At 42.3% G+C, this 24,033-nt stretch carries 21 protein-coding genes and 1 pseudogene; 11 read left to right on the plus strand and 11 right to left on the minus strand.

All coding sequences use genetic code 11. The annotated features are described in order from the left end of the window. Positions 1 to 6: 6 nt before the first annotated feature. The 5 genes from ACWATR_RS18940 to ACWATR_RS18960 all read right to left on the minus strand — a co-directional run bounded on the left by ACWATR_RS18940 (position 7) and on the right by ACWATR_RS18960 (position 4,368). Positions 7 to 966, minus strand: a complete 960-nt coding sequence (locus ACWATR_RS18940; RefSeq protein WP_460335600.1) for an N-acetylglucosamine kinase — start codon at positions 964 to 966, stop codon at positions 7 to 9. 14 nt (positions 967 to 980) lie between these two features. After that, complete coding sequence (locus tag ACWATR_RS18945; RefSeq protein WP_460335602.1) at positions 981 to 2,246, minus strand: MFS transporter; 1,266 nt, start codon at positions 2,244 to 2,246, stop codon at positions 981 to 983. A gap of 662 nt (positions 2,247 to 2,908) precedes the next feature. Then, entirely contained in the window at positions 2,909 to 3,682 is a 774-nt protein-coding gene (gene hisA, locus ACWATR_RS18950) for a 1-(5-phosphoribosyl)-5-[(5-phosphoribosylamino)methylideneamino]imidazole-4-carboxamide isomerase (RefSeq protein ID WP_420759794.1), read from the minus strand. 54 nt (positions 3,683 to 3,736) lie between these two features. Then, a complete protein-coding gene (locus tag ACWATR_RS18955) occupies positions 3,737 to 4,036 on the minus strand; it encodes a DUF3593 domain-containing protein (protein WP_069072857.1) in 300 nt (99 codons plus the stop codon). Beyond that, complete coding sequence (locus ACWATR_RS18960) at positions 4,033 to 4,368, minus strand: DUF2499 domain-containing protein (RefSeq protein WP_460335608.1); 336 nt, start codon at positions 4,366 to 4,368, stop codon at positions 4,033 to 4,035. Before ACWATR_RS18960 ends, ACWATR_RS18955 begins: the two co-directional genes overlap by 4 nt. A 128-nt stretch (positions 4,369 to 4,496) precedes the next feature. On the opposite strand from ACWATR_RS18960, the gene csaB reads away from it, so the two are divergent. Further along, positions 4,497 to 5,540 (plus strand): polysaccharide pyruvyl transferase CsaB, encoded by a 1,044-nt coding sequence (csaB, locus tag ACWATR_RS18965; protein WP_460340520.1) that lies wholly within the window; start codon positions 4,497 to 4,499, stop codon positions 5,538 to 5,540. Positions 5,541 to 5,862: 322 nt separating this feature from the next. Further along, on the plus strand, positions 5,863 to 7,206 hold the full coding sequence (locus ACWATR_RS18970; protein ID WP_460335611.1) for a glycosyltransferase family 87 protein: 1,344 nt from the start codon (positions 5,863 to 5,865) through the stop codon (positions 7,204 to 7,206). Here ACWATR_RS18970 and pgeF read toward each other — a convergent pair. Continuing rightward, on the minus strand, positions 7,139 to 7,969 hold the full coding sequence (gene pgeF, locus ACWATR_RS18975) for a peptidoglycan editing factor PgeF (RefSeq protein ID WP_460335614.1): 831 nt from the start codon (positions 7,967 to 7,969) through the stop codon (positions 7,139 to 7,141). The genes ACWATR_RS18970 and pgeF overlap by 68 nt on opposite strands. A gap of 77 nt (positions 7,970 to 8,046) precedes the next feature. On the opposite strand from pgeF, the gene ACWATR_RS18980 reads away from it, so the two are divergent. Both ACWATR_RS18980 and ACWATR_RS18985 read left to right on the plus strand, forming a co-directional pair. Beyond that, entirely contained in the window at positions 8,047 to 8,865 is an 819-nt protein-coding gene (locus ACWATR_RS18980; protein WP_460335617.1) for a biotin--[acetyl-CoA-carboxylase] ligase, read from the plus strand. 90 nt (positions 8,866 to 8,955) lie between these two features. Further along, positions 8,956 to 10,512: a peptidoglycan DD-metalloendopeptidase family protein gene (locus ACWATR_RS18985; protein ID WP_460335620.1), complete on the plus strand. Its 1,557-nt coding sequence runs from the start codon at positions 8,956 to 8,958 to the stop codon at positions 10,510 to 10,512. Between the two features lie 93 nt (positions 10,513 to 10,605). Here ACWATR_RS18985 and ACWATR_RS18990 read toward each other — a convergent pair whose 3' ends face one another. Beyond that, positions 10,606 to 11,286, minus strand: coding sequence for a riboflavin synthase (locus ACWATR_RS18990; protein WP_460335623.1), 681 nt, complete (start codon positions 11,284 to 11,286; stop codon positions 10,606 to 10,608). Positions 11,287 to 11,626: 340 nt separating this feature from the next. Between ACWATR_RS18990 and ACWATR_RS18995 the strand changes: the two genes are divergently transcribed. The 4 genes from ACWATR_RS18995 (at position 11,627) to ACWATR_RS19010 (ending at position 16,187) form a co-directional block, all read left to right on the plus strand. After that, positions 11,627 to 12,124, plus strand: a complete 498-nt coding sequence (locus ACWATR_RS18995; RefSeq protein WP_094349146.1) for a bifunctional nuclease family protein — start codon at positions 11,627 to 11,629, stop codon at positions 12,122 to 12,124. A gap of 152 nt (positions 12,125 to 12,276) precedes the next feature. Further along, complete coding sequence (locus tag ACWATR_RS19000) at positions 12,277 to 13,407, plus strand: aldo/keto reductase (protein WP_460335627.1); 1,131 nt, start codon at positions 12,277 to 12,279, stop codon at positions 13,405 to 13,407. A gap of 193 nt (positions 13,408 to 13,600) precedes the next feature. After that, positions 13,601 to 15,409: an ABC transporter ATP-binding protein gene (locus ACWATR_RS19005; RefSeq protein WP_460340523.1), complete on the plus strand. Its 1,809-nt coding sequence runs from the start codon at positions 13,601 to 13,603 to the stop codon at positions 15,407 to 15,409. A gap of 136 nt (positions 15,410 to 15,545) precedes the next feature. Further along, a complete protein-coding gene (locus ACWATR_RS19010) occupies positions 15,546 to 16,187 on the plus strand; it encodes a Uma2 family endonuclease (RefSeq protein WP_460335630.1) in 642 nt (213 codons plus the stop codon). Between the two features lie 44 nt (positions 16,188 to 16,231). Here ACWATR_RS19010 and ACWATR_RS19015 read toward each other — a convergent pair whose 3' ends face one another. Together ACWATR_RS19015 and ACWATR_RS19020 are read right to left on the minus strand one after the other, a co-directional pair. Beyond that, positions 16,232 to 17,593: a hypothetical protein gene (locus ACWATR_RS19015; RefSeq protein WP_460335634.1), complete on the minus strand. Its 1,362-nt coding sequence runs from the start codon at positions 17,591 to 17,593 to the stop codon at positions 16,232 to 16,234. Between the two features lie 96 nt (positions 17,594 to 17,689). Continuing rightward, on the minus strand, positions 17,690 to 17,848 hold the full coding sequence (locus ACWATR_RS19020; RefSeq protein WP_460335637.1) for a type II toxin-antitoxin system TacA family antitoxin: 159 nt from the start codon (positions 17,846 to 17,848) through the stop codon (positions 17,690 to 17,692). Between the two features lie 213 nt (positions 17,849 to 18,061). Here ACWATR_RS19020 and ACWATR_RS19025 point away from each other — a divergent pair, with 213 nt between their 5' ends. Next, positions 18,062 to 20,674, plus strand: coding sequence for a U32 family peptidase (locus tag ACWATR_RS19025; protein ID WP_460335640.1), 2,613 nt, complete (start codon positions 18,062 to 18,064; stop codon positions 20,672 to 20,674). Here the strand turns inward: ACWATR_RS19025 and ACWATR_RS19030 are convergent. Together ACWATR_RS19030 and ACWATR_RS19035 are read right to left on the minus strand one after the other, a co-directional pair. Further along, positions 20,669 to 21,292, minus strand: a pseudogene (locus ACWATR_RS19030) (Uma2 family endonuclease). The gene ACWATR_RS19025 and the pseudogene ACWATR_RS19030 sit on opposite strands and share 6 nt — an antisense overlap. Positions 21,293 to 21,465: 173 nt before the next feature. After that, positions 21,466 to 22,353 (minus strand): LysR family transcriptional regulator, encoded by an 888-nt coding sequence (locus ACWATR_RS19035; RefSeq protein WP_460335643.1) that lies wholly within the window; start codon positions 22,351 to 22,353, stop codon positions 21,466 to 21,468. Between the two features lie 134 nt (positions 22,354 to 22,487). Between ACWATR_RS19035 and ACWATR_RS19040 the strand changes: the two genes are divergently transcribed. Both ACWATR_RS19040 and ACWATR_RS19045 read left to right on the plus strand, forming a co-directional pair. Further along, positions 22,488 to 23,264, plus strand: a complete 777-nt coding sequence (locus ACWATR_RS19040; protein WP_460335646.1) for a class I SAM-dependent methyltransferase — start codon at positions 22,488 to 22,490, stop codon at positions 23,262 to 23,264. Positions 23,265 to 23,332: 68 nt separating this feature from the next. After that, positions 23,333 to 23,881 (plus strand): hypothetical protein, encoded by a 549-nt coding sequence (locus tag ACWATR_RS19045; RefSeq protein ID WP_460335649.1) that lies wholly within the window; start codon positions 23,333 to 23,335, stop codon positions 23,879 to 23,881. Positions 23,882 to 24,033 lie beyond the last annotated feature (152 nt).

Raw genomic sequence — 24,033 nt, forward strand, 5'->3', positions numbered from 1 at the left:
TTCGCGTCAATTTTGAGTTGTCTGCAACGCTAACAAACCAGCACCATAAGCAGGCTCATACCTCGGAAAAATTACGTTTACATTAGGAAACTTGTTAACAAGAGACGCTGCAAATCTCTCATACATCTTGCATCTACTGCGCCACACACTTCCCGTGGTGACTACTTCTAAAACTGAGTCAGCACTAAAAATTGCATCAATTACTGTAGATGTAGCTTTCACTAATTCTTTGACAGCATCATCAATTATCATATTTGCTAAGACATCACCTGAAGCTGCGGCAAAATCTACAACTGGTGCTAAAGCTGCTATCTGTTTAACTCCCCATTCTCGCCGATATATTACTTCTATTAAATCTTCTATACTTTCCAAATTAAGATGCTGTTTGAAACTCTCTACCAAGTTAGTTGACATCTCTCGTCCATCATAAGATTTTAATGCTGCATTCATACCAGCCACAGCAATTTTATAAGCGCTACCTTCATCTCCTAAAATATACCCCCAGCCGCCAACTCGTTTGGTATCTCCTTGATGATTTCGCCCGAAAAATATTGAACCAGTACCGACTGCAACCACAATTCCTACAGGTTGACCAATTCCACCAACTAAAGCAATTAAAGCATCGTTACAAATTACAATATTAGCTGGCTGTAACGCCCAAGTTATAGGTAGATATTTGTTATTCTGTAACTCTTGGACTAGACCTTTTACTACTTCGATATCTGCTATACGACCTACACCTGCTAAACCCAAACATATCGCTTCAATATTCACAGTATTTGCAATTATTTCTGCCTCAACTGCGTTGTGAATTGCAGATTGTATAGATTCTAGAGTGGCTTCAATACCTATACTTTGATAGTTAGACGGGCCAGCTTCACCACGACCTATAACTTGATGCAAATCATCCATCAAGATACAAATAGTCTTGCTACCGCCGCCATCTATTCCTAAAACATAACTCATGATCTGTAATTATGTTAATTATTCTGACGCTTGGGTTCTTCTTTTAAAGGGATGAAAAAGAGAGCAATCATCCCAGGAATAGTCAGCAAACAAACCAAAATAAAAAATAATGGATAGCCAAATGCTTTTTGCAGATAACCGCTAATTAAACCTGGCAACATCATTCCTAAAGCCATAATGCCAGTGGAAATAGCAAAATGAGAAGTTTTATATTCGCCTTGGCAAATATACATTAAATAAACACTAAAAGCGGTAAATCCAAAACCATATCCAAATTGCTCTAAGGAAACTAAGGGATACACTAATGTTAGTGAAGGTTTACTATAAGCCATATATACATAAAATATATCAGGTAAATTCAAAGCTAAAGCCATAGGAAACAGACACTTTTTTAATCCATATTTGGAAATTAGTAAACCTCCTAATATCCCTCCACAAATCAGGGAAATTACCCCAAATGTTCCATAGACTAATCCAACATCTGATGTAGATAGCCCTAAGCCCCCTACTTCTGGTTTGTCTAATAAAAATAAAGAAGCTATCTTGACAAGCATTGCTTCGCCAAGTCTGTAAAGCAAGATAAATGCTAAAATATTTATAATTTTATCCTGAGCAAAATATGAACTAATAATTGACCAAAAAGGGATATTTTCTCTAGTTTTTATTTGCCGTTGGTCATCTGATTCAGGTAAGGGTAAAATTAAGCGATGTGAAATAAACAGGATTGCTAAAATTAAAGCTGAGAAACCAATAGCTATAGTCCAGCTTAAAGGAATATTGTTGAGAGATACTTCAAGCTGACCTGCTAAAACCACTAATATTCCAGAGCCAAAAATAACAGCCATTCTATAAAATAGTGAGCGGATGCCAACAAAAAATGCTTGTTGTTCTGGAGATAAAGCCAGCAGGTAGAAGCCATCTGTGGCAATATCATAAGTTGCAGAAATAAATGCTCCTATTGTTAATGTTGCGAGGGAAATGAAAAAGAAATTTGGCAGTTGTAAGGAGAAAGCTATCAAACCTAAACAACCAAACATGGCAAATTGGGTATAAAGTATCCATTGACGTTTGGTAGAGTAAATATCGACAATTGGCCCCCAAAACATTTTGATTACCCAAGGCAGATAGAGAAAACTTGTCCACAAGGCAATTTGTGTATTATCTATTCCCAGTTTTTTGTAAAAGATTACGGAAACTGTGTTGATGATGACGTAAGGTATGCCGGAGGCGAAATATAAGGTGGGGATGAAAGTCCAAGGAGAGGTTGTTTGATTTTTCATGGATTTGGTTCCAAACTCTGGCTTTTTGGCATCTAAGCCTCCGGGGTACTCCCACCAACCTGCGGTGTGGTGGGATGGGGGATAGGAGGGCAACCATTGGGGTTCGATACCCCAATGGTTGCCAATATGAGTTTAATCTTCATAGCTAATAATCTTTGTGGAGTAAGCATAAGAGGTAAAATATATGTATCTCGGAGTGGCAGTAATTTGCACCGAGAAAATCCGAACCGATGAATTCTGATAGGGGGTTGCATCCAAAAGTACAGATAAAATCTGTCAGGTTGGTTGCGTAAAATCAGTTACCTTGGGTTGTACAAAACTTTGGTTTCTTGTACAAACGGCGGTGTGGACGCATCGCCGCAGACTGTGGAGGATACTAGGTTGCTAGTCCTGTGAAGCAGTAAGCCTATTCCGTGAGGATAGGATGCTCCCGCCACATTGCTTGCAATTAGCGGGAGAGCGTCACCAGTAAAACCTTGTTGCTATGCTTTCCCACTTTCCATAATGCAATACGCTTGGGTTAAGGATTATCGAAACAGAATTCAGGAGTCAGAATTCAGTTGGGTATTTTGAACGAAAAAGCGGCTACACAAACGAAGTCCGCCTGCGCGGACTTAAGAAATTGGAAACCCGCGTAGGCGTGTAAAGTCTGACAGCAAATGTCAAGCAAAGGTAGAAAAATCTAGATTCGGTGGAATATCCTGAATCCGCCCAGGCCCGATCGCTCGTAATGCTTCTTTGAGTAAAATATCCCCAGTATACAAAGCACGTCCAACAATTACGCCAGTCACGCCTTGAGGTTCTAACGCTAACAAACTCAACAAATCGGTGACAGAACTTACCCCGCCAGAGGCAATTATTGGGATGGAAATTGCTGCTGCAAGTTCTCGCAAAGCTTCCAAATTCGGGCCTGTCAGTGTACCGTCTCGGTGGATATCTGTATAAATTATGGCGGCTGCACCCAATTCTTGCATTTGTACAGCCAATTGGGTTGCTAAAACTTCTGAGGTTTCTAACCAACCACGAGTTGCTACTAGGCCGTTACGGGCATCAATACCGATGATAATTTGTTCGGGAAATTCTTGACAGAGTTCTTGTACTAGCTGGGGTTGTTCTACGGCGATAGTGCCAAGAATTGCCCACTGTATACCCAGATTGAATACTTGTTGCACGCTGGTGCGATCGCGCAATCCTCCACCAATTTCAATGGGCACTGACACCGCATGAGCGATCGCTTCAATTGCCCCCAGGTTTACTACTTTACCTGCTTTGGCCCCGTCCAAATCAACTATATGCAATCTGGTAGCACCTTCATCTACCCACTGTTTGGCAACATCAGCAGGATTTTCACTAAAAACTTGCGAGCGATCGTAGTCTCCCTGATACAGTCGCACACAGTGACCTTCTAGTAAATCAATCGCTGGAATTACGTCCATTTAATTTTTCCTCTAAACTCAATGCAATCAAAACGCTAGCTATAGCTGAATTTACTATTTTTCATTTTTTATTTGTAATTGCCGTACAGCTTGTCCAAAACCCAGCACAAGCAAGATATTTGAAAGCGTCAAAAATACTTCTGCACCACCGTGCAACCAATCTACATTGGCCAAAGACTCGCCATAATGCAATTGGGCATAAATTCCGGCGGGGATGGTGATGGCAACAAAGACGAGAGTACCGTAAAATCCATACAGCGCTAAACGCGGCATTTGCGGACTGCGGCTGATAAACCACAAGAAACCCAAATAGGGAAACAGTGAAAGTGCAAACAGGGTTTCTTTAGAAATCATTGCTCTGATTTGATAGGTTCTGGTTCAACAGTGTTAGCAGATTTGGTAGAACGCCAAATCAAATACGCCGCTGCCCAAAGCGTAAAATTACCAACTAAGGTCATGGTAGCTTGAAGCGTTACCATCCATTCTAGAGATTCGGCGTTGTCGAAATAATGCCAGGTACAGGCACACATAGCACTGACTAAAGCTGGTAACATGGCAAGGGACAATCCCCACCAATTACGGTTATTAGTGAGTTCGCCGTAAGTCCAGATTAACCAAATGGCGACAATCCACTCAATAACGCTAGAAACATGAATAATCCAGGTGGGAATCGATAGGACGTGCATAGAGTGGGGAGTGGGGAGTGGGGAGTTAGGAGTTAGGAGTTAGGAGTTAGGAGTTAGGAGTTTTCACATCTTTATATAGATATAGCTACGTTAAAAAAGTTGTTAATCTAAAATCTAAAATGGTCAAGATGCGGGCATTATTGTCTGGGTATTACGGTAAAGGTAATGGTGGTGATGAAGCTTTGTTGGCAACGCTTTTGCAAATGTTACCATCTCACGTAACGCCTGTGGTGCTTTCTGGTAATCCAGAGGAAACCCGCGATCGCTACAATAATGTAGAAACCTGCGATCGCATGGCTCCTTTAGCTGTACTGCAAGCTTTACGCTCAAGTGATGCTTTGATTTGGGGCGGCGGCAGTCTTATTCAAGATGTTACCAGTACCATCAGCCCATTTTATTATGGGGGATTGATGGCGTTGGCACAGAAAATGGGTTTGAAAACTGTTGCTTGGGCGCAGGGTATTGGCCCCTTAGTGCGTCCGCAAACTCGTTGGTTGGCAAGGCAAACCTTTGGTAATTGTACCAAAATCAGTGTCCGCGATCGCGCCAGTGCTGCTTTATTATCTGATTGGCAGATTCCTTGTATCATAGCTCCTGACCCGGTTTGGGCGTTGGAATCTAAACCAGTTCCAGGACTTTGGGATTTACCTGCGCCGAGAGTTGCGGTAACGTTGCGATCGCATCCCCAACTTACAGAAACACGTTTAGCAAACTTAACTCGTGCTTTGGTTGACTTTCAAAAAGCTACGCAAACTTTTATTTTACTATTGCCATTTCAAAAAAGTGAAGATTTAAGTATTGCCGAAGCTATTCAACCACATCTTAAAGATGTCAGCAAGATTTTATGTCTGGAAGATCCGCAACTTTTAAAAGGTGTGTTTCGCGGTGTCGAAATGGCAATTGGGATGCGTTTGCACAGCTTAATTATGGCTGCTGCTGAAGGTTGTCGCTGTTTTGCTCTTAGTTATGACCCCAAGGTAAATCGTCTTATGGAAGACTTGGAAATGCCTGGGTGGGATTTGGCGAGTTTACCCGATGACCCCAATTTAATTAGTCTGACTTGGATGGAGCATTATGCTAACGGTGATCCGTTATCACCAGAGCAAATAAAATTTTTAGTAGATAGGGCATTAATACACCGCGAGTTATTAATCCAAGCTTTTTTGCAATAATTAAGACCAAAACCTCAAGAAGTGGGGTTTTTGTTATACTTTAATATTTTTCAAACATTGTTTTATGGTTTAGAAGGGAGTAATTGTCAAAATTTTGTAAATTGATTATGAAAATACTTAAGTATCCTTTCTTACGAAAAACTTCAGGGATATTATGTAGAAGATACATAAATAATTGTTGCTAATGATCAGCTTTGGCTTTTGGAACCTACTTGTAATAACTATTGTTGCTTTAGTTCTAAAAAATAATTGGCGATTAGATGATGAAAAAGTAGCCTGGAAAAATTCTTTATTTTTAAAATCCCCTATAATCCAACGGTTGATGCAATTTTTTCGTCAACCAATTGTTAGCTTTCTGATCCAAGCAGGTGTTGTCTTAGTCGTTACAAGATTTCTTTGTTATACAGGTTGGCTAGTTTATTTACTAAATCAACCAGATCCACCATTATGGGATTTTAAGTGGTTTTATGTGGCGAGTAAATTAGCTCATCAGCATTTGAGTCCCTTTAATGTCGAGATTTTTAATCAAAGCTTCTGTACCCTAACTAATGTGTGTGGATTTATTCCACCCTTTGTCTATCCACCTAATATTATTCCTCTTATTTGGTTTGTCGGTTATTTTTCGAGCAGTACTGCATTTAGTATCTGGATTGGAATGCATATATTAGCAATCGGTTTGGCCTTATGGGGAGCTAATATCCTGCTGGAGTCTAAGTCGCGAGCTTTCAGAACTATTTGTACAATCTCGGTTGCATTGATTTATGGTTTAGTTCGCGATCTTCAAGTTGGTAATATTGCCATATTCGTTGCAGTTTTGATCTTATGGATGTTTATCTGGGCTAAAAAAAATCAGGATATTCCAGCAGGAATTTGCTTAGGTATTGCTGTTTGTAAACCAACATTAGCTGCATTATTCATTCTGTATTTTCTACTTAAAAGACGGTTTTCTTTAGTTTTTGTATCTGTTGTCACAGGAACTTCTCTTGTATTTTTAGGTCTAGCCTTGACAGGCAATTCTTTGACACAATTTTTACCAGATGCATCTCGTGGATTTTCACTCTGGCTAAATGATCCATCGAATAGTCCCTATCTTTCGATTAGTCGCATCGATTTGATGGTGGTGGGCCCAAGATTATTTCCCAATAACCCACTTTTTGCCAAGCTATTTTCAGACTTAATTGTTCTGATACTTGTTGGTTTAGTGGGTTGGTATTGGTATTTGCAACAATCTCTTATAGCCTGGGCAAAGGAAATATACTTAGCAGAATTGGTACTAGTTTCTTGCTTGAGTATTGCAATCAATTATTCACAGCAAACTAGTTCTGTGATGTTAATACCTGCTGTTGTTTTTTTGCTAAATGATTTGCTGTATCAGATTAGGCATTGTAAATTTTCTAGAACAAGAATGTCTGTTTGGTTAGCAGGAGTTTGCTGTCTAGCAGTGCAAACAGCGGTAATTCATGGCTGGCTTATCGGCTCTATAGCAAAGCACTGGAAGGTGAAAGCAGGGGAATTGCCATACATTATAAAAGTAACTATTTTCGCCCTACCGAGTTATGCCATTTTAGCAATCACCGTCAGTATTTTAGTTTTAGCAATTAGCTCCCTGCGTCAAAAACCGATTCTGAAATTTCAACCTTTGAATCGGGTGTCAATTTACCGCTAACAATACCTGACCATTGAACTTTTTTCTCTTTCTCTCGGCGGTAAGAAAAGAAATGCTCTGGAGTTTGGAAAGTACAATAAGGTGCGATCGCAATTTGTTCTGCACTAATCCCCAAATTTTCCAGTTGTAAGCTATTCACTCGCCTAACATCCAGCCGTACCTTGCCAGGATTTGGGTCTTCTTGCAAAGGTGAATTTGGTAACTCATGTAATGCTGCTACAATTTTTTCTTCGTCATTATGTGATATAATACTAGCCCCGATTTCAGCAGCCACTTCAATCGAGACTTGATAAACATCACCAGCGATCGCTGGCCCCATCGCAATTCTCAAATCATCGAGTTTACTGCCTTGAGATTGTAATCGAGCGATCGCTAGGGGGACAATCTTCTTGGCAGTTCCCCGCCAGCCTGCGTGTAATGCTGCCACTCGTCCAGTTTTCACATCCCCAATCAGCACGGGTGTACAATCTGCACTAGCAACCCAAACAGCTTGTAGAGGCTGCTCACTCATTAAACCATCCGCCGATGCTAAATCCTCCTCAGCAGAGCTTAAGAAGCTTTCAACTTCTTGGGGGGTGAGAACAGTATTGCCATGAACCTGCTTTAAGCGATAGACTGATGCCTCTGGTTGCAATACTTCTGTGATAACTTGTGGCGATCGCGGCCAAAACTGCTGGGTAAAGAAGCCGTGATGCCAATGTTCCAGAATACTACAAGTTAGATAAGGCAGTCCTTCCGAATTGCGCCAGTGCCAAGTGTGCATCTTCAACCAAACCTAAACAGAAATCACTCATCAGCCAATCAATGCTAACTTGAACAACGGAATTTGGGTTAACTGCTGTGGGATTTAATCTGCAAAACTTGGAAGCAGCCTTGCAAGCAGGGCGTCAGTATACATATTTACCATTTTCCCTTCACTTTTTTGAAAGCGTCTCCTCAACGAACCAAACCCTTTGGGACTTACTCAATCAAGGGGCTATTTCTGGAACAGTAGTAATCGCAACTGTGCAATCCGCTGGGCGGGGACAATGGGGACGCCAGTGGATTTCTCCGGTTGGCGGATTATATGTTTCCGTGGGAATTTCTTTTGACCACAAAATAGAGGCTACTGATAGCTACCAGCTAACTTTCGCCACCGCTTGGGGAATTGCGTCTCAATTGCGCCAATCCGGTATAGATGTTGGGATAAAATGGCCCAATGATTTAGTTTTAAATGGTCGCAAACTAGGCGGCATTTTGACAGAAACCAAAGTAAACAAAGGACAAATCACCCAAGCAGTAATTGGTGTTGGCATTAACTGGAGAAACCCAGTACCGGAAACTGGAATTAATCTGGAATCGTGGCAAACATCCCAAGATTTCAGACCAATTTCTTGTCTGGAAATGCTAACCTCTATCGTCTTGCGAGGAATAGAATCCGGTATGCAGTGCCTTTGTCAAGAAGGAGTAAGCATACTCTTGTCTCGCTATTTAGACTTGCTTACAAATATGGGCGATCGGGTGTACGTTAATAATCTTTCAGGTACAGTAGTTGGGGTGACATCTCAAGGAAATTTACGAGTTGATTTAGAAACACATGATACAAAGGAACTAATTACACCGGAAATTTATATTGAACCCGGTACAATCAGTTTGGGGTACCATAAATCTTCCGTTTAAATTTGAGGTTTGTTCAAAATTTCGCTCTTTGGGCAAGACAAACCACTAGCATCATCTCTTTAGGCTAATTACACACAACTGAGAGAACAAATGACGCAGCGCAATAATTCTGCCCCTCATCGTTTGCATTACTTATGGCAGCAAGGTTTGACTAAAAAACGTTTTGCCTCAACCCTACCAGCCCAGAGCCTCTGTTGGCTCAGTAGCGTTAGCCTCCTCAGCGGCGGCTTTGTGTTTGCCCAAACGGAAACACAAATAGACAACATCGTTCCCACTGTTGAAAGTTCCAAGCCTTCAGCATTTACAAATCCAGTTAAAAAGCAGACTGTTGCGCCCCAAGCCGCGCCAGCACAACCGGAATTTTCCCAACGGCGAGCCAGACTCAAACAAAGATTACGCCAGCCAGAGGTTGCTCAATCAAAAGAGCCAGTTAGGCAGTCTACACCCAAAATTGAAGCTGCTGAACCTGTTGTGATTATCAGACAGTCAAAGCCCAAGGTAGAAGCCTCCCAGGTTACTCCTACAAGGGTGAGACAGGAAAAACCCAATACTCCTGCCCGCTCTTTACCTGAAAAACTCCCAGAAGTTGCTCAACCATCAAATAACTCGAACAATACTGTTAGGGCAACGGCGGGGAAAACCAAGGATTATAATAACGCCTATATTGATCCTAATAGTTATGACAGTGGTGCAACAGGTACTTATCAAGCACCAAATTCCGTAATTCTCACAGAACGTTCCAGTGGTTGTCGAGCCATCTTGCCTTCAGGGCAAAGCGTATTAGGCGGCGTTTGCGCCAAAGTACCCCAAAGGAGTGTAGCTGATTCTAATGGGAAAGCAGCACCTAATTGGCTCAAAAGAAGTCAAAATTCCCAATTAGCAAACGTTCCACCCGTGCGGCAAGTTGCAACTACTGGCAACACCAGCAGATGGCGTGCTGCTCAAAGTGGTTCTAGCGGTGTTACCAAGAGCGGATTTCGCCCTAATCGGTTTATTCCCACTCCCGGCGAGTTTAGTCCCACAACAGTAAGTGCAACTCCCATCGCACCCAGCGGCGGAACTTTACCACCACCAATGGCAGATGGCAACATTGCACCCCGCCCCAGCAACGTAGCTTATGACTTCTCACTAGCATCAGTATTGCCGCAAATCCCCTATACGGGGAGAGTTGCATATAGTGGTACGGGAATGATGTACCCCTTGTCTATTCCCGCTTCCATCACTTCTGTATTTGGTTGGCGAGTTCATCCAATCACAGGTAATCAACGCTTCCATGCTGGTACAGACTTGGGTGCGCCTGCGGGTACACCAGTTTTGGCCGCTGCTGCTGGTCAAGTGGAGACTGCTAACTGGTTGGGCGGTTATGGTTTAACCGTTACCCTGAATCATAAATCGGCTCAACAAACCCTCTACGGTCACATGTCAGAAATCTTTGTTCAACCCGGTCAGTGGGTAGAGCCTGGAACTGTCATCGGTCGAGTTGGCAGCACCGGCAACTCCACAGGCCCTCACCTGCACTTTGAAGTCCGTCACCTGTCACCAAATGGCTGGGTTGCTACTGACCCAGGCGTACAGTTACAAAGCGGCCTCAGCCAGTTAGTACTAGGCTCACAAACTACTCAGGTAAGCCAGAAACCAGGTAGTTAGAAGAAAGTTAGGAGTGAAGAGTGAAGAGTGAAGAGTTATGAATTTAAAACTACTAACTACTAACTCCTAACTCCTAACTCCTAACTCTTTTAGTTACAAATACCCGTGTTCTGCTAAGAATGCGGGTGTAATGCTATCTATACTAGTTTCATCAGTAGCTATGGTGTGTGGGTTGCCAGAATAAAGGAATTTTTCGACGTATTTGCCAAGAATATCCCCTTCTAGATTCACCAAGCTCCCCGGAACCAAGTAGCGAAGATTTGTCTCGGCGTATGTGAGGGGAATTACCGCCACTTTGAATTGGGATAGTTCTGGGTCATAAGCCGATACTGTGAGGCTGATGCCATTGACGGCAATGCTACCTTTGGAGACAATGTAACGTGCGATCGCAACGGAAGCAATAAACGTCATTTCCCAAGAACTAGCCGTTTGTTCTGCCACTAGCAATCGACCAATGCCATCTACATGACCCATCACAAAATGACCGCCAACTTTGCCTCCCACCCTTAGCGACGCTTCTAAATTGACATATCTCTGTTGCGTTTGCTCGCCTCCCAAAGTCGTGCGGCGGAGAGTTTCTGGTGAAGCGGTGGCGATAAACCCGTCTTTTAAAACTTTTTCCACTGTCAGGCAAACACCATCTACTGCAACACTGTCACCATAAGCCAAATCTTGCATAATTACTTCACCCGACTGGCTGACGCAAGTAATTTGCCAAGAATCGCCCCCTAAGGGTTCCATCTTTCCTAATGCTTGGATTAATCCTGTAAACACGGCTTTTTTGTCAAACTATCTCTATTTATTGCCTAAACTTGGCTGAAATCAATTGGTAATTGTCACATAAATCTCGAACATCCAAGTATATTTTCTGACTTTTTTTCGTATAGGGATATTAACACATTAGCATCCTTCACAAGGCATACTTGGGTAAGAAGGTTATTGTCTAAGAAGACCAATTTGACTTACTCTGGTTTTCACCACAAGTTCGGAGTTTAATAGAAGCAATTATAGAGAACGAATGCTTATGTTTATTACTGTCGCCAAACCGCCCAAAAAGGGGTACTATTTGTTACACAGCATCCAAGGTTCTCAAAGTATTGTAGAGGCCTAGCCAATGATTGAAATGAAAGTCGCTGGCATAGCATTAGATGCCATAACCCGTAGCCCGATCGTCCTTTTGAAAGATTCCTCAGATCGGCGGGCTTTGCCAATTTACATCGGTCAGGAACAGGCTAGGGCAATTATGGGCGCACTGGAGAATCAGAAGCCTCCCAGACCCTTAACCCACGATCTGATTGTGAATATTCTAGAGACTTGGAACATGACTCTAGAAAAGGTAATTATTCATTCCCTGCAAAAGGATACATTTTATGCAGCTTTAATTGTCCAGCAAGGCGAAGTCAAAAAGGAAATTGATGCGCGTCCTAGCGATGCGATCGCCATCGCCCTCCGTACAAATACCCCCATCTGGGTAATGGAAGAAGTCATTGCCGATGCTTCTATCCCTGTTGACCGTGATGCAGATGAAGCCGAACAGCAAGCCTTTCGTGAATTTATTTCCAATCTCCGTCCTGAAGATTTGATTAAGCGCTTTGGTAATGGCGACAGCTAGGAAAGTTAGGAGTTATGAGTTAGGAGTTATTAGTTATGAGTGATTTTGCTTCAACTTCTAACTTGTAAGCAAAAAAGTTAGGAGTTAAGAGCTATGATTTACTTCCTTCAACTCCTAACTCCTAACTTATAACTCCTAACTCTTTGTTAAAAATGCAATACCGACGCTTTGGGAAAACGAATCTGCGCCTCTCGGTTTTTTCTTTGGGAACAATGCGCTACTTGGCTGATTTTGAAAATGCTCACCAGACGATCGAACAAGCCTTAGCGCTAGGAATTAATCATCTAGAAACCGCCAGAGGTTACGGCAAAAGTGAGGAGTATCTTGGTAGGGCGCTAAAAGCTGGGTTGTCAGTACCCCGGACGAGGCTTTATGTCACTACTAAAATCTCAGCCACAGCAGATGCTGACACCATGCGTCGGTGCATCGACGAATCCCTAGAACGATTACAGCTAGATTATTTAGATTGCTTAGGCGTTCATGGTTTGAATACTTGGCAACATTTAGAGTGGGTGCAAGCCAAAAATGGCTGTATGCAAGCCGTGGAAGAAGCTGTTGCTGATGGTCGAGTGCGACACGTCGGTTTTTCTACCCACGGGCCACTAGAGGTAATTCAGGCAGCAATTAATACAGATTTATTTGAATTTGTCAATCTGCATTATTACTATTTTTTTCAACGGCACGCAGCAGCGATTCAATTAGCTGCCGAAAAGGATATGGGCATTTTCATTATTTCCCCTGCTGACAAGGGAGGACGCCTGTACACGCCACCCAAAATCTTAAAAGACCTGTGTCAGCCGTATTCACCCCTAGAATTGAATTATCGATTTTTACTTGCTGATCACCGTATTACTACTTTGAGTATAGGACCAGCAAACCCAGAAGAATTAAGGGAACCTTTGCAAGTTGCTGACCATGATGGAGAGTTAACATCAGCAGAAATTTCTGCTTTCTGGCGTTTAGAAAATCACCAAAAACTTGCGTTGGAAACTGAGAATTGTAGCCAGTGTTATGCTTGTTTACCCTGTCCAGAAAATATCAATATTCCAGAGGTATTGCGGTTACGAAATCTCGCAGTGGCATACGACATGAAAGATTACGGGCAATATCGTTATGGAATGTTTGAAAATGCTGGTCATTGGTTCCCTGGAATGAAAGGCAACCGCTGTACAGAATGCGGTGACTGTTTGCCTCGATGTCCAGAAAATTTAGATATTCCAGCTTTATTGGAAGATACTCACCAAAAATTAAGTGGGAAAGCAGGCCGGAGATTGTGGGGATAAAAATGTAAACAGAAGTCAGTATTCAGTATTCTGAAGCATGGAAGTCACCATCCAGTCACACACTCGTTATTCTGGCTCCCGAATTCTGAGTTCTTTATTGGTAAAATTTATAAAGATTAAATAGAGTTAGGAAGATCCGCCCAAGCTGGGGTATCTCGCGGAAAGTAAAGATGAAATTTAAAAAAAAAGAAATATCCTACGTCAATCACTGACGGTTTTCCGGTACAGTGGACGGGCTGTCAGCTTGGTATGGACTACTAGCCGATCGCTGACTATTTTTCTGGCGAGTTTAACTTTAGTGGCTGGTCTTTTACCGGCAGCGATATCTTACATAAGCAAGTTAATTGTTGATGCAGTGGTATTTGCATCTCAAGTTAACTCAGACAGCAATGCTTCTGTCAATATCTATCCCTCCCTATTTTATGTAGGATTGGAAGCGATCGCTGTAATTCTACTAGCAGGCAGTCAGCGAGGAATCATCATTTGTCAGTCATTATTGCGGGCGCTAATGGGCCAACGAGTAAATGTACTCATCTTAGAAAAGGCGCTGACACTGGATCTTAGGCAGTTTGAAGACTCAGAGTTTTATGACAAATTGACCAATGCTCGAAGAGAAGCATCAGTTCGTCCCCTTTCCCTAGTAAACCGCACCTTTGGGTTGGTACAAAATGCTCTTTCTCTGTTCACCTACGGTATTTTGCTAGTAAATTTCTCAGTTTGGGCGGTGGTGGTACTGGTTTTGGCTGCCATACCTGTATTTATTGCCGAAACGAAATTTGCTGGGGAAGGCTTTCGCTTATTTAGTTGGCGTGCAGCAGAAACTCGTCAACAGCACTATTTAGAAAATCTCATAGCAAGAGAAGATTTTGTCACAGAAGTCAAACTCTACCAGTTGGGAGAGATGTTGCTAGGACGTTACCGTAACCTGTTCGAGCAACTTTATGGCGAAGACCGCGATTTAACTCTGCGGCGAGGGTTTTGGGGGTATCTGCTGAGTTTAGTTAGTACTGGTGCTTTTTACCTAGCTTATGCTTGGATTGTACTGGAAACGGTGCTAGGTAAGATTTCCTTGGGAGATATGACAATGTATCTCACTGTGTTTCGCCAAGGACAGTCTACTTTCTCCAATGCCCTCACTTCTATTGGAGGGATGTATGAGGACAACCTATATCTATCAAATCTCTATGATTTCCTCGAAGAGGAAGTACCAAAATCTTGGGGTAATGCAACCATTGGTTTAAATCCTCAAGATGGTATTCGTTTTGAGAACGTATCATTTACTTATCCAGGAAGTTCCAAGCCAGCCTTGACAAACATTTCGCTGCACTTGAAACCCAGAGAGAAACTGGCAATCGTCGGTGAAAACGGTTCTGGTAAAACTACCTTAATCAAACTACTTACCCGACTCTACACGCCGGACTCTGGGCGAATTTTCTTAGATGGCTTGGACTTACAGGAATGGGATGTGGATGTGCTACGTCGTCGGATTGGGGTAATTTTTCAGAACTTTGTCCGCTATCAATTTACTGTGGGTGAGAATATTGGCGTGGGTGATGTAGAACATCTCGAAAACAAAACCCGTTGGCAAACTGCTGCTGAAAAAGGCATGTCCCAATCTTTTATTGACCAATTACCCCAAAGCTTTCAGACTCAGCTTGGCCGTTGGTTTAAGGGAGGACAGGAACTTTCTGGGGGACAGTGGCAGAAAATTGCCTTGTCTCGTGCATTTATGCGATCGCAAGCAGATATCTTGGTATTGGATGAACCAACATCAGCAATAGATGCTCAAGCTGAGTTTGAGATTTTCAATCATTTTCGCGCTATTACTCAAAATCAGATGGTACTTTTGATTTCCCATCGCTTCTCAACGGTAAGAATGGCTGACAAAATCGTAGTTATAGAAAACGGCGAAGTTATAGAACAGGGAACTCACGAAGAGTTGTTACAGCTAGGAGAACGTTATGCCAAGTTGTTTCTGTTACAAGCCGCTGGTTATCAATAGGATGCGATGCCTAGGTTGCACTGCGTCTATGCTCACTTTGTACAAAGCAACATCTCTATCTAACCACGTTAAACTGTTCAGTAAATATGGGTCACTAGACGCTCCGTATCGTTAAACATTGCTACCTGATAAAATTATGCAAATCACAAAACAGCGATACTATACCCCAGAGGAATATTTAGAGCTAGAAGAAGCTGCTGACTACAAAAGTGAATATATTGATGGGCAAATAATTCCTATGGCGGGTGGAACAATAAATCATAATCAAATAGCACTTAATTTAAGTACTGAGTTGAATTTTGCTTTTAAAAAGCAGAACTACCGAGTATTTATGGGTGATGTTCGTCTATGGATACCCCAAAAGCTTACCTACACATATCCAGATGTAATGATTCTGGCAGGTGAACCAGAGTTTTTTAACAACCGAAAGGATATAATTCTGAACCCACAAATCATTGTTGAGATTTTATCAAAATCTACCAAAGGGTACGATTCTCCTGCGGAGACGCTATGCGAACGCGAAGATCAATTTCAGGCTTACCGAACTATTTCTACGTTTCAAGAATATCTATTAATTGACCAAACTCGGATTCATGTAGATCAATTTTCCAAAATTGGGAAAAAGCAATGGTCGCTTCGTGAATATGATGAAGAAGATGAAGCGATCGCACTTGTAACTGTACCATTTGAGATTTCTCTACAGGATTTATACAACAAGGTAAAGTTTGAACCTGTTGAGTCGGAAGGGAAAAGTGCTGATGTTGAGGGATTGGGGTAAAGTGCTATCACCTAAGTCCTTTAAACACCTTAAGCGATCACTGATTATTTTTGTATATCCAAATTCTTTAAACCACGAAGTTTTGGAAAACTTTCCAACTCAAACTCCTTTTTTATAAGCTGAGAAATATTATTTATTGTTTCAGGCAGAGCAAAAGCCATAAGAGTATTGAGTTTAGTTTTTCCAATCCCCCCAGTCTGAGGTTCTGGATGACCTATCCTTTGGAGAATATGAGAAAGTTTTATCGAGGGATGAGAATGAACGTTGAAAGTTAATCTATCTTGATTTGCAAAACCTATGTACCAATCGTAGTCTGCCATAGTATTTAGCTTAATATCTTGGTTTCCACCCAAAAATTCAGTATATTCAATGTTGGGTCTAAATAATTCTCTTAATTCCTGCATTCCATCATCCCATTTCAACTCCTCCTCTGAAAAAATAAATTCACAATCAACTTGCTTAACTTTTTTCTGAAATTCATACCCTTTACAAAGACTTCGATTCAAAAAGGCATACTGGTAGAGTATTTCTGGCATTTCTACTCCAAGAGTATATAAACTGCGTCCCTCACAGAATGCACGAGCTTCATCACGCAGTTGATTTATTAGTAGACCAATATCTTTAGTAGCAAAATTTGTGTAATCTCCTCCTTTAGCTTCAAAGGCATCAGCTTTTGCTCTGACACTAAAGGCAAGGGCTACCATTAGTGGTAATCTTTCCGGTTTGCCTAGATCAATACGATTAAGTTGAGTTCGCAGCCAAGCTTCTAATTCCTCGGCTCTTTGAATAAGGGGATCTGCTTCTAGTAACTTAGGCAGTGTATAGGTAAATCGTTCATAGGTTTTGAGTAGTAGAAAAGTTCGAGTCTGAAACTCATCTCTACGGCTACGAGCTTCTAAATCTTTAACTTCTTCTACAATATTTTGAAAACCTGTACGCATCTCCTCACGGAGAATATTCATTTGCTGTGCTAATTTAGACTGATTACAAACTAATAACTCAAGAGTGCGGTGTTGAACAGTAAGAGCATTTTTAATATTGTTCAAATAAGTTTGAATATGTTCATGATTTCTGTCCAATTTATCTGAGACTACTTGAACTTGTTCATTATTTCTGTCTAACTTTTCAACACATGATTGAATTTGATCTTGATTCCGGTCTAATTTATTTTTGACCTTGTGAAGTTGAACAGAATTGTAAAGACCTACACCAAGATTGAGTATATTTAATCCCAGATTAGCAATGTTAAACATATCAATAGCTGGTCTAACGGATTGAATTGTCTTTCCACTCGCTCTATGGCGGGTACCCCAAGTACCTGCTTCACCTTCAATTACCTCATATTCTGAGGCATCTCCTCCCTTAAACAAATGTGGTTCTGGTCGCTGAGTAAAAGGATTAACCATAATTGTTGTCAAAATAGACTTAATCTCAGTATTCCCAGGACTAATCTTGTTGTATCATTCCTTCTATACAAAAGAGCGATCGCCTAACTTACACGTCTAAGCTTTACCAGCCTTCAATCCCTTGTCATACTTCTGTCTATATTTGTGAATAGCAGATTTAAGTTTTCCTTTCAGTTCTGGCGGATTTTGCATTATTGACATAAACAAATCTCTGTCACGATCAGATAGCACTAAATTTTTAGATTCTTTCAACATAGTTAATTTCCGCCTTCAGCGTAGTTATTCTTAGTGTGCAATATATACACAATATTTATTTTGAGCATCACATCCTGTTTTTGTCCTCTCTAAAGAGGAATTAAATTGCTACGGAGGAGATAGTGTAGACGCAAAGCGGCTTGTCGTTAGACATCGCACCATCCTCCAATAACTTCGATAAAATCACTATGGTGCTACTTAACCCCAAATCTGATGAAAAGCGATCGCCCTTTCTCCCAAACCTCCCCTCAACGTCCTGAACTACTCGCGCCAGCAGGTAATTGGGAATGTGCTAAAGCTGCTGTGGAAAATGGGGCAGATGCGATTTACTTTGGTTTGGATCGCTTCAACGCCAGAATGCGGGCAGAAAATTTTACTGAGGCGGACTTACCTCAATTGATGACATTTCTGCATCATCGCGGCGTAAAGGGTTATGTCACTGTCAACACACTAATATTTCCCAAAGAACTAGCAGAAGCACAGCAATATCTCCGCACAATTATTGCCGCAGGTGTAGATGCGGTGATTGTCCAAGATATTGGTATATGCCGTCTCATCCGCCACCTCTCACCTGATTTTCCCATCCATGCTTCCACGCAAATGACCATCACCAGTGCCGCTGGGGTGGAATTTGCTAAATCCCTTGGTTGTCAATTAGTGGTGTTGGCGCGTGAATGTTCTCTTCAGGAAATCAATAAAATTCAGCAGCAGATTGCCCTACAAGAAACGTCGCTGCCCTTGGAAGTCTTTGTTCACGGTGCTTTGTGTGTGGCGTATTCCGGTCAGTGTTTGACTAGTGAGGCTTTAGGCGGACGTTCTGCTAACCGAGGTGAATGTGCCCAAGCTTGCCGGATGCCCTACGATTTAATCGCCGATGGGGAAGTTGTAAATTTAAAAGAACGCAAATATTTACTCAGTCCTCAAGACCTAGCAGGGTTGGATGTTTTGCCAGATTTGGTGAAATCAGGAGTAACTTGTCTCAAGATTGAAGGTCGTTTGAAAGCTCCAGAGTATGTTGCCAATGTCACCCGTGTTTATCGGCAAGCTTTGGATCGGGTGATGGCGGAATTGGAAAGACCTAACCCCCTAACCCCCTTCCCTACAAGGGAAGGGGGAATAAAAACTCCCCTCTCCGAAACGGAGAGGGGTTGGGGGAGAGGTCAATCAGATCAAGAACACTACAACCTAGAGATGGCATTTTCTCGTGGACTCTACACGGGTTGGTTTGGCGGGATTAATAATCAGGAACTAGTTCACGCCCGCTTTGGTAAAAAACGTGGGGTTTATTTAGGTGAAGTCAGCCGCATTCACAACGAACAGGTAACAGTCAAACTGGAAGCGCCTGTAAAACCAGGGGATGGAATTGTGTTTGACTGCGGTCATCCAGAAGCGAAGGAAGAAGGTGGCCGGGTTTATGCTGTGGTATCCAAAGGTAATGAAACCATGCTGTCCTTTGGGCGAAATGACTTGAACCTACGCCGAGTGCATATAGGCGATCGCATTTGGAAAACCAATGATCCAGAATTAGATAAGCAACTACGTCAAAGTTTTGCTGGTAAGAACCCACAATTTCAGCGTCCGATTGATGTAGAGGTTTATGGAGAAATTGGTCAGGCGTTGATTGCGATCGCTCGTGATCAACTCGGTAATATTATACAGGTAGAGTCCGCAATTTCACTAGTTGAAGCGCACACCAAACCCCTAGATACAGACCGTTTAAAAGAACAATTCGGTCGTTTGGGTAACACCCCTTTCTGTTTGGGACAGCTAACCAACCACCTCAGCGGTTCTATTATGCTACCCGTAAGTGAATTAAACCGGATGCGGCGGGAAATCGTAGCACAGTTGGAAGAATTGCGAAGTCATCCCAAACGCTGGCAATTACATTCTGATGTCTCTTTCCAAGACCTACTTCCCTCCTCATCTTTCCTATCCCCCACCCTGCGGGAAGCTAAAGCTACATCCCCCTCACTCATTGTCCTAGTACGAAACCTCAAGCAACTCCAAGCCGCCCTCAAAGCTGGTGTTGAAACACTGTACTGTGAATTTGAAGACCCCCGTGCCTACCGAGAAGCAGTACAGCTAGTACGCCAACCAAGACAACAATACCCAATCCCCACCATCTGGGTTGCACCTCCCCGAATTACCAAACCGGGCGAAAATTGGATTTTGCAGCAGGTACGCGCCTGTGAAGCAGATGGCTATCTGGTGCGGAACTATGACCAATTGCAATTCTTTGCAGCAGACCGTTGCATTGGAGATTTTTCGCTCAACGTTGCGAATCCCTTAACAGCAGACTACTTTCAGCAACGCTTTGGTTTAGAACGGCTGACGGCATCATACGACCTGAATATTACCCAACTGCAAGACCTACTTACCAGTTGTCCACCCCAGTGGTTTGAGGTGACAATCCATCAACACATGCCTATGTTCCACATGGAACATTGTGTTTTCTGTGCCTTTCTATCAACGGGTACTGACTATACAAACTGTGGACGACCCTGTGAAAAGCAGGAAGTGAAATTAAAAGACCGTGTAGGTAGCGAACACGTTCTCAAAGCAGATGTAGGTTGCCGCAATACTGTATTTAACGGTACTGCTCAAACGGGAGCCGAGTACGTACAGCGTCTTATAGAACTGGGGTTACGACACTTTCGCATCGAATTTGTGAATGAAACACCAGAGCAAGTGAGTAAAACAATACATTGTTATAGTCAATTATTGCAAGGTGAGATTACAGGTTCCCAACTATGGCGAGAGTTGAAGTTGCAAAATCAATTAGGCGTAACTCGTGGCCCGATGGGAGTGTCAGCACTGCGATCATAATTGATTTTCTGATCGCCCAGCTTGAAAAATCTGTTCGGCGGTCAAGTTTAATTCTGGGAATGTAGGGGATATGATGCAGTCATTTCCCCGAAACAGATTAACTTGATATTCACCGTCCACCAAATAATAAACCGAAATAGTCGGTTGTTTGGGATTACCTATGTACCTTCTACCACCTAAAGCTAAATAGTCAACAATCCAGTATTCAGGAACGCCAAAAGTTTCATAGTCAACCAGCTTAGATGCATAATCATCCCTCCAATTAGTGCTGACGACTTCAATAACTAGGGGAACCGATGCAGCTTGAGTAACCGTTGAAGACTTTTTCCACATCGGTTCTGCTGAAAGATTATTTTGATTTATCACTATCACATCAGGCGAATAACCTGATTCTTTGTCAGGAATCTTAACTAGTGCTTGCTTGGGTATGAGGTATGGAAGTTTTAATCGTTTGAACTCTAAAGTTACTTCGCCAGCTAAAAAACCATTAATCTCTTCACGATCGCCTACTGGCTGCATTTCAACAATTACCCCGTCGTGTAGTTCATAGCATCCGCCGTCTGGCTTCCAATTGAGGAATTATTCAAAAGCGATCGTTTTTGGTAAGGCTTGAAACATTACACTTACTCCTGCTGATGATTCAGAGTTTAGCAAACTTGGTATTACTCACTTGACCCGAAATGACTTGAACCTGTGCCGAGTGCAGGCGATCGCATTTGGAAAAACCTTAAAAAGACCTTTTCCAAATACTATAAAAAATCAGGTTAACACTTAGGTTGTAACTGTTACATTTACCACTGCTGGGCAGCTTGTCTAACTATTTCCACAAGCCTTAACACAGTTGGCGATGTCTCATTTTTTCGCCAAATCATTGCAATGGCTACTTTTGGGGTAACTTCTTCTAAAGTTTTATAAACTACCCCAGTCCGTTGCAGGTTTTGTAAAGATGCAGGCACGATCGCCACACCCATCTCGGCTGCTACTAGGCTAACAATCGTTTGCATCTGGATAGCTTCTTGGGCAACCTTGGGACTAAAGCCTGCTTGCTGGCAGAGACTAATGATTAAGTCGTAAAGTCCTGGTGCTAATATCCTGGGAAATAAAATAAACGGTTCATTGGCAAGGGCTGTTAAACACACATTAGATTGATTCGCTAGCAAATGCGCTTCCGGTAGTGCCACCATCAGCGACTCTTGAAAAATTGTTTCGCAGCTAAATCTATTTTCTTCAACAGGTGGACGCAATAATCCAACATCCATTCGACTTTCTCGTAACCAATCTAACTGCTGATCTGTAGTGAGTTCATGCAACTCAATGCTCACACCAGGAACGCAACTACGAAAGGTTCGCAAAATAATAGGCAAAATATTATACGCCGCAGAACTGACAAAGCCGACCACCAACTGTCCAATTTCACCGCGACTAGTTTGCCGCCCGATTTCGATTGCCTGTTGTAATTGCCTCATAATTTGCTGCACTTCACCCAAAAACACTTGCCCAGCTTCTGTTAACTGTACTTTTCGTTTCGTGCGGTGAAACAGTTCAAAACCTAATTCTTCTTCTAGCTGCCGAATTTGTTGACTTAGGGGAGGTTGGGCAATGTGTAATCGTTCCGCCGCCCGTCCAAAGTGCAATTCTTCGGCCAAGGTGACAAAGTAGCGCAAGTGTCGTAGTTCCATCAGTTTCCTAAACTCATATCTTTAAAATATTAGTTAAGGTGAAAATATATATTGGACATAATTAAAAATCTTTTTTATTGTGAGGATCAGCCAGCCATCAATCGGCAAATCAACACACTGTAATTTCACTACTTATGAATAATCTTTCAATACCTAAAAATTCTTGGGATGCTGCTCTTTACCAAGATAAACACGCCTTTGTCTGGCAGTATGGTGAGGACTTGCTAAAATTCCTCAACCCTCAGCCAGGAGAATCCATATTGGATCTAGGCTGTGGTACGGGACAACTTACAGAAAAAATTGCCCAAGCTGGTGCTGAAGTCATGGGAGTTGATTTTGCACCCGCGATGATCGAAAAGGCCAGACAAAACTATCCCCATATCCGCTTTGATGTTGCTGATGCTAGGAACTTTCAAATAGACAAGCCATTGGATGCGGTGTTTTCCAACGCTGTATTACATTGGGTGAAAGAAGCAGATAGCGCGATCGCTTCTGTGCATCAATCCCTAAAACCTGGAGGGCGTTTTATCGCAGAATTTGGGGGTAAGGGAAATGTGCAAGCGATCGCCACAGCTTTATCTAACGCCTTAGAAGCAATTAATATCCCTGCACAAGCCCTAAATCCTTGGTATTTCCCTAGTATTGGTGAATACGCCACCCTATTAGAACAGCAAGGCTTTGATGTCATCTATAGCACTCTGTTTGCTCGTCCAACTCCATTAGCAGAAGGAGAACCTGGTATGGCAAACTGGCTTCGGATGTTCGCCAGCAGTTTTTTAGCAGGACTTTCTGATGAGCAACAAATACAAGTAATTCGCGTCATCGAGGAATATCTTAAGCCAACACTGTATCAACAGGGAAATTGGACAGCAGACTATCGAAGAATTCGTATAGTTGCCATTAAACTTTAATTTGTACGAATTTTGACTTGTGCCTTAATTACGAATTACGAATTACGAATTACGAATGAGTATCAGCTATGCATATACCTAAATTGTGCGATGCCTGCGGCGGGCTGCGCCAACGCCAGATATCGTTTTCATTACTACTAACCATTACCCTCTCAGCTTTATTAGTCCCGCCCTCACTAGCGCAAACTTCCTCAATACCGTCACCTTCTAGTGCGCCTCTGGAACTAGATTTATTAACCAAGCCAAAAGACTATGTAATTACAGCTAACACCATTAACCCAGTACAATTAACCGTTCCTAGCTTATGGTGGGCACAACAAAACTCTGAGAAAAAGCTATTGGATAATTGGATAGCATATCCAGCTTATAACAAAGAACCTGCACGAGTAGACTTGATCGTGAATCAGCAAATTTGGAGCTTACTAGAGTATGTGGAGCGCTACGACTTCGTAAATCGCTTGGGTAGCGCTGCACGGAATTTTGGTTACAACGTCAGGGTATTTAACTATCAAAAAGAACCCTTGGCAACCTACACCTGTAACTTTAGTACAAGTCCAGCTTTATGCAGTATCCAAACAAATCTTAAGAGCAAGATAGGGTTACAGCATTCTTTGTAGGGATTGGGGACTAGGGACTGGGGACTGGGGACTGGGAGAGATGAAACAATTCGCAATTATGTTTTGTAACGGGGATTTAACCCCGACACAAAACGTGCTGCCTATCTTGCTGGGGACTCAAACCCCCAAAGTTCGATGAAACGGACAAGGAG

The organism is Nostoc sp. UIC 10890 (genome assembly GCF_054786515.1).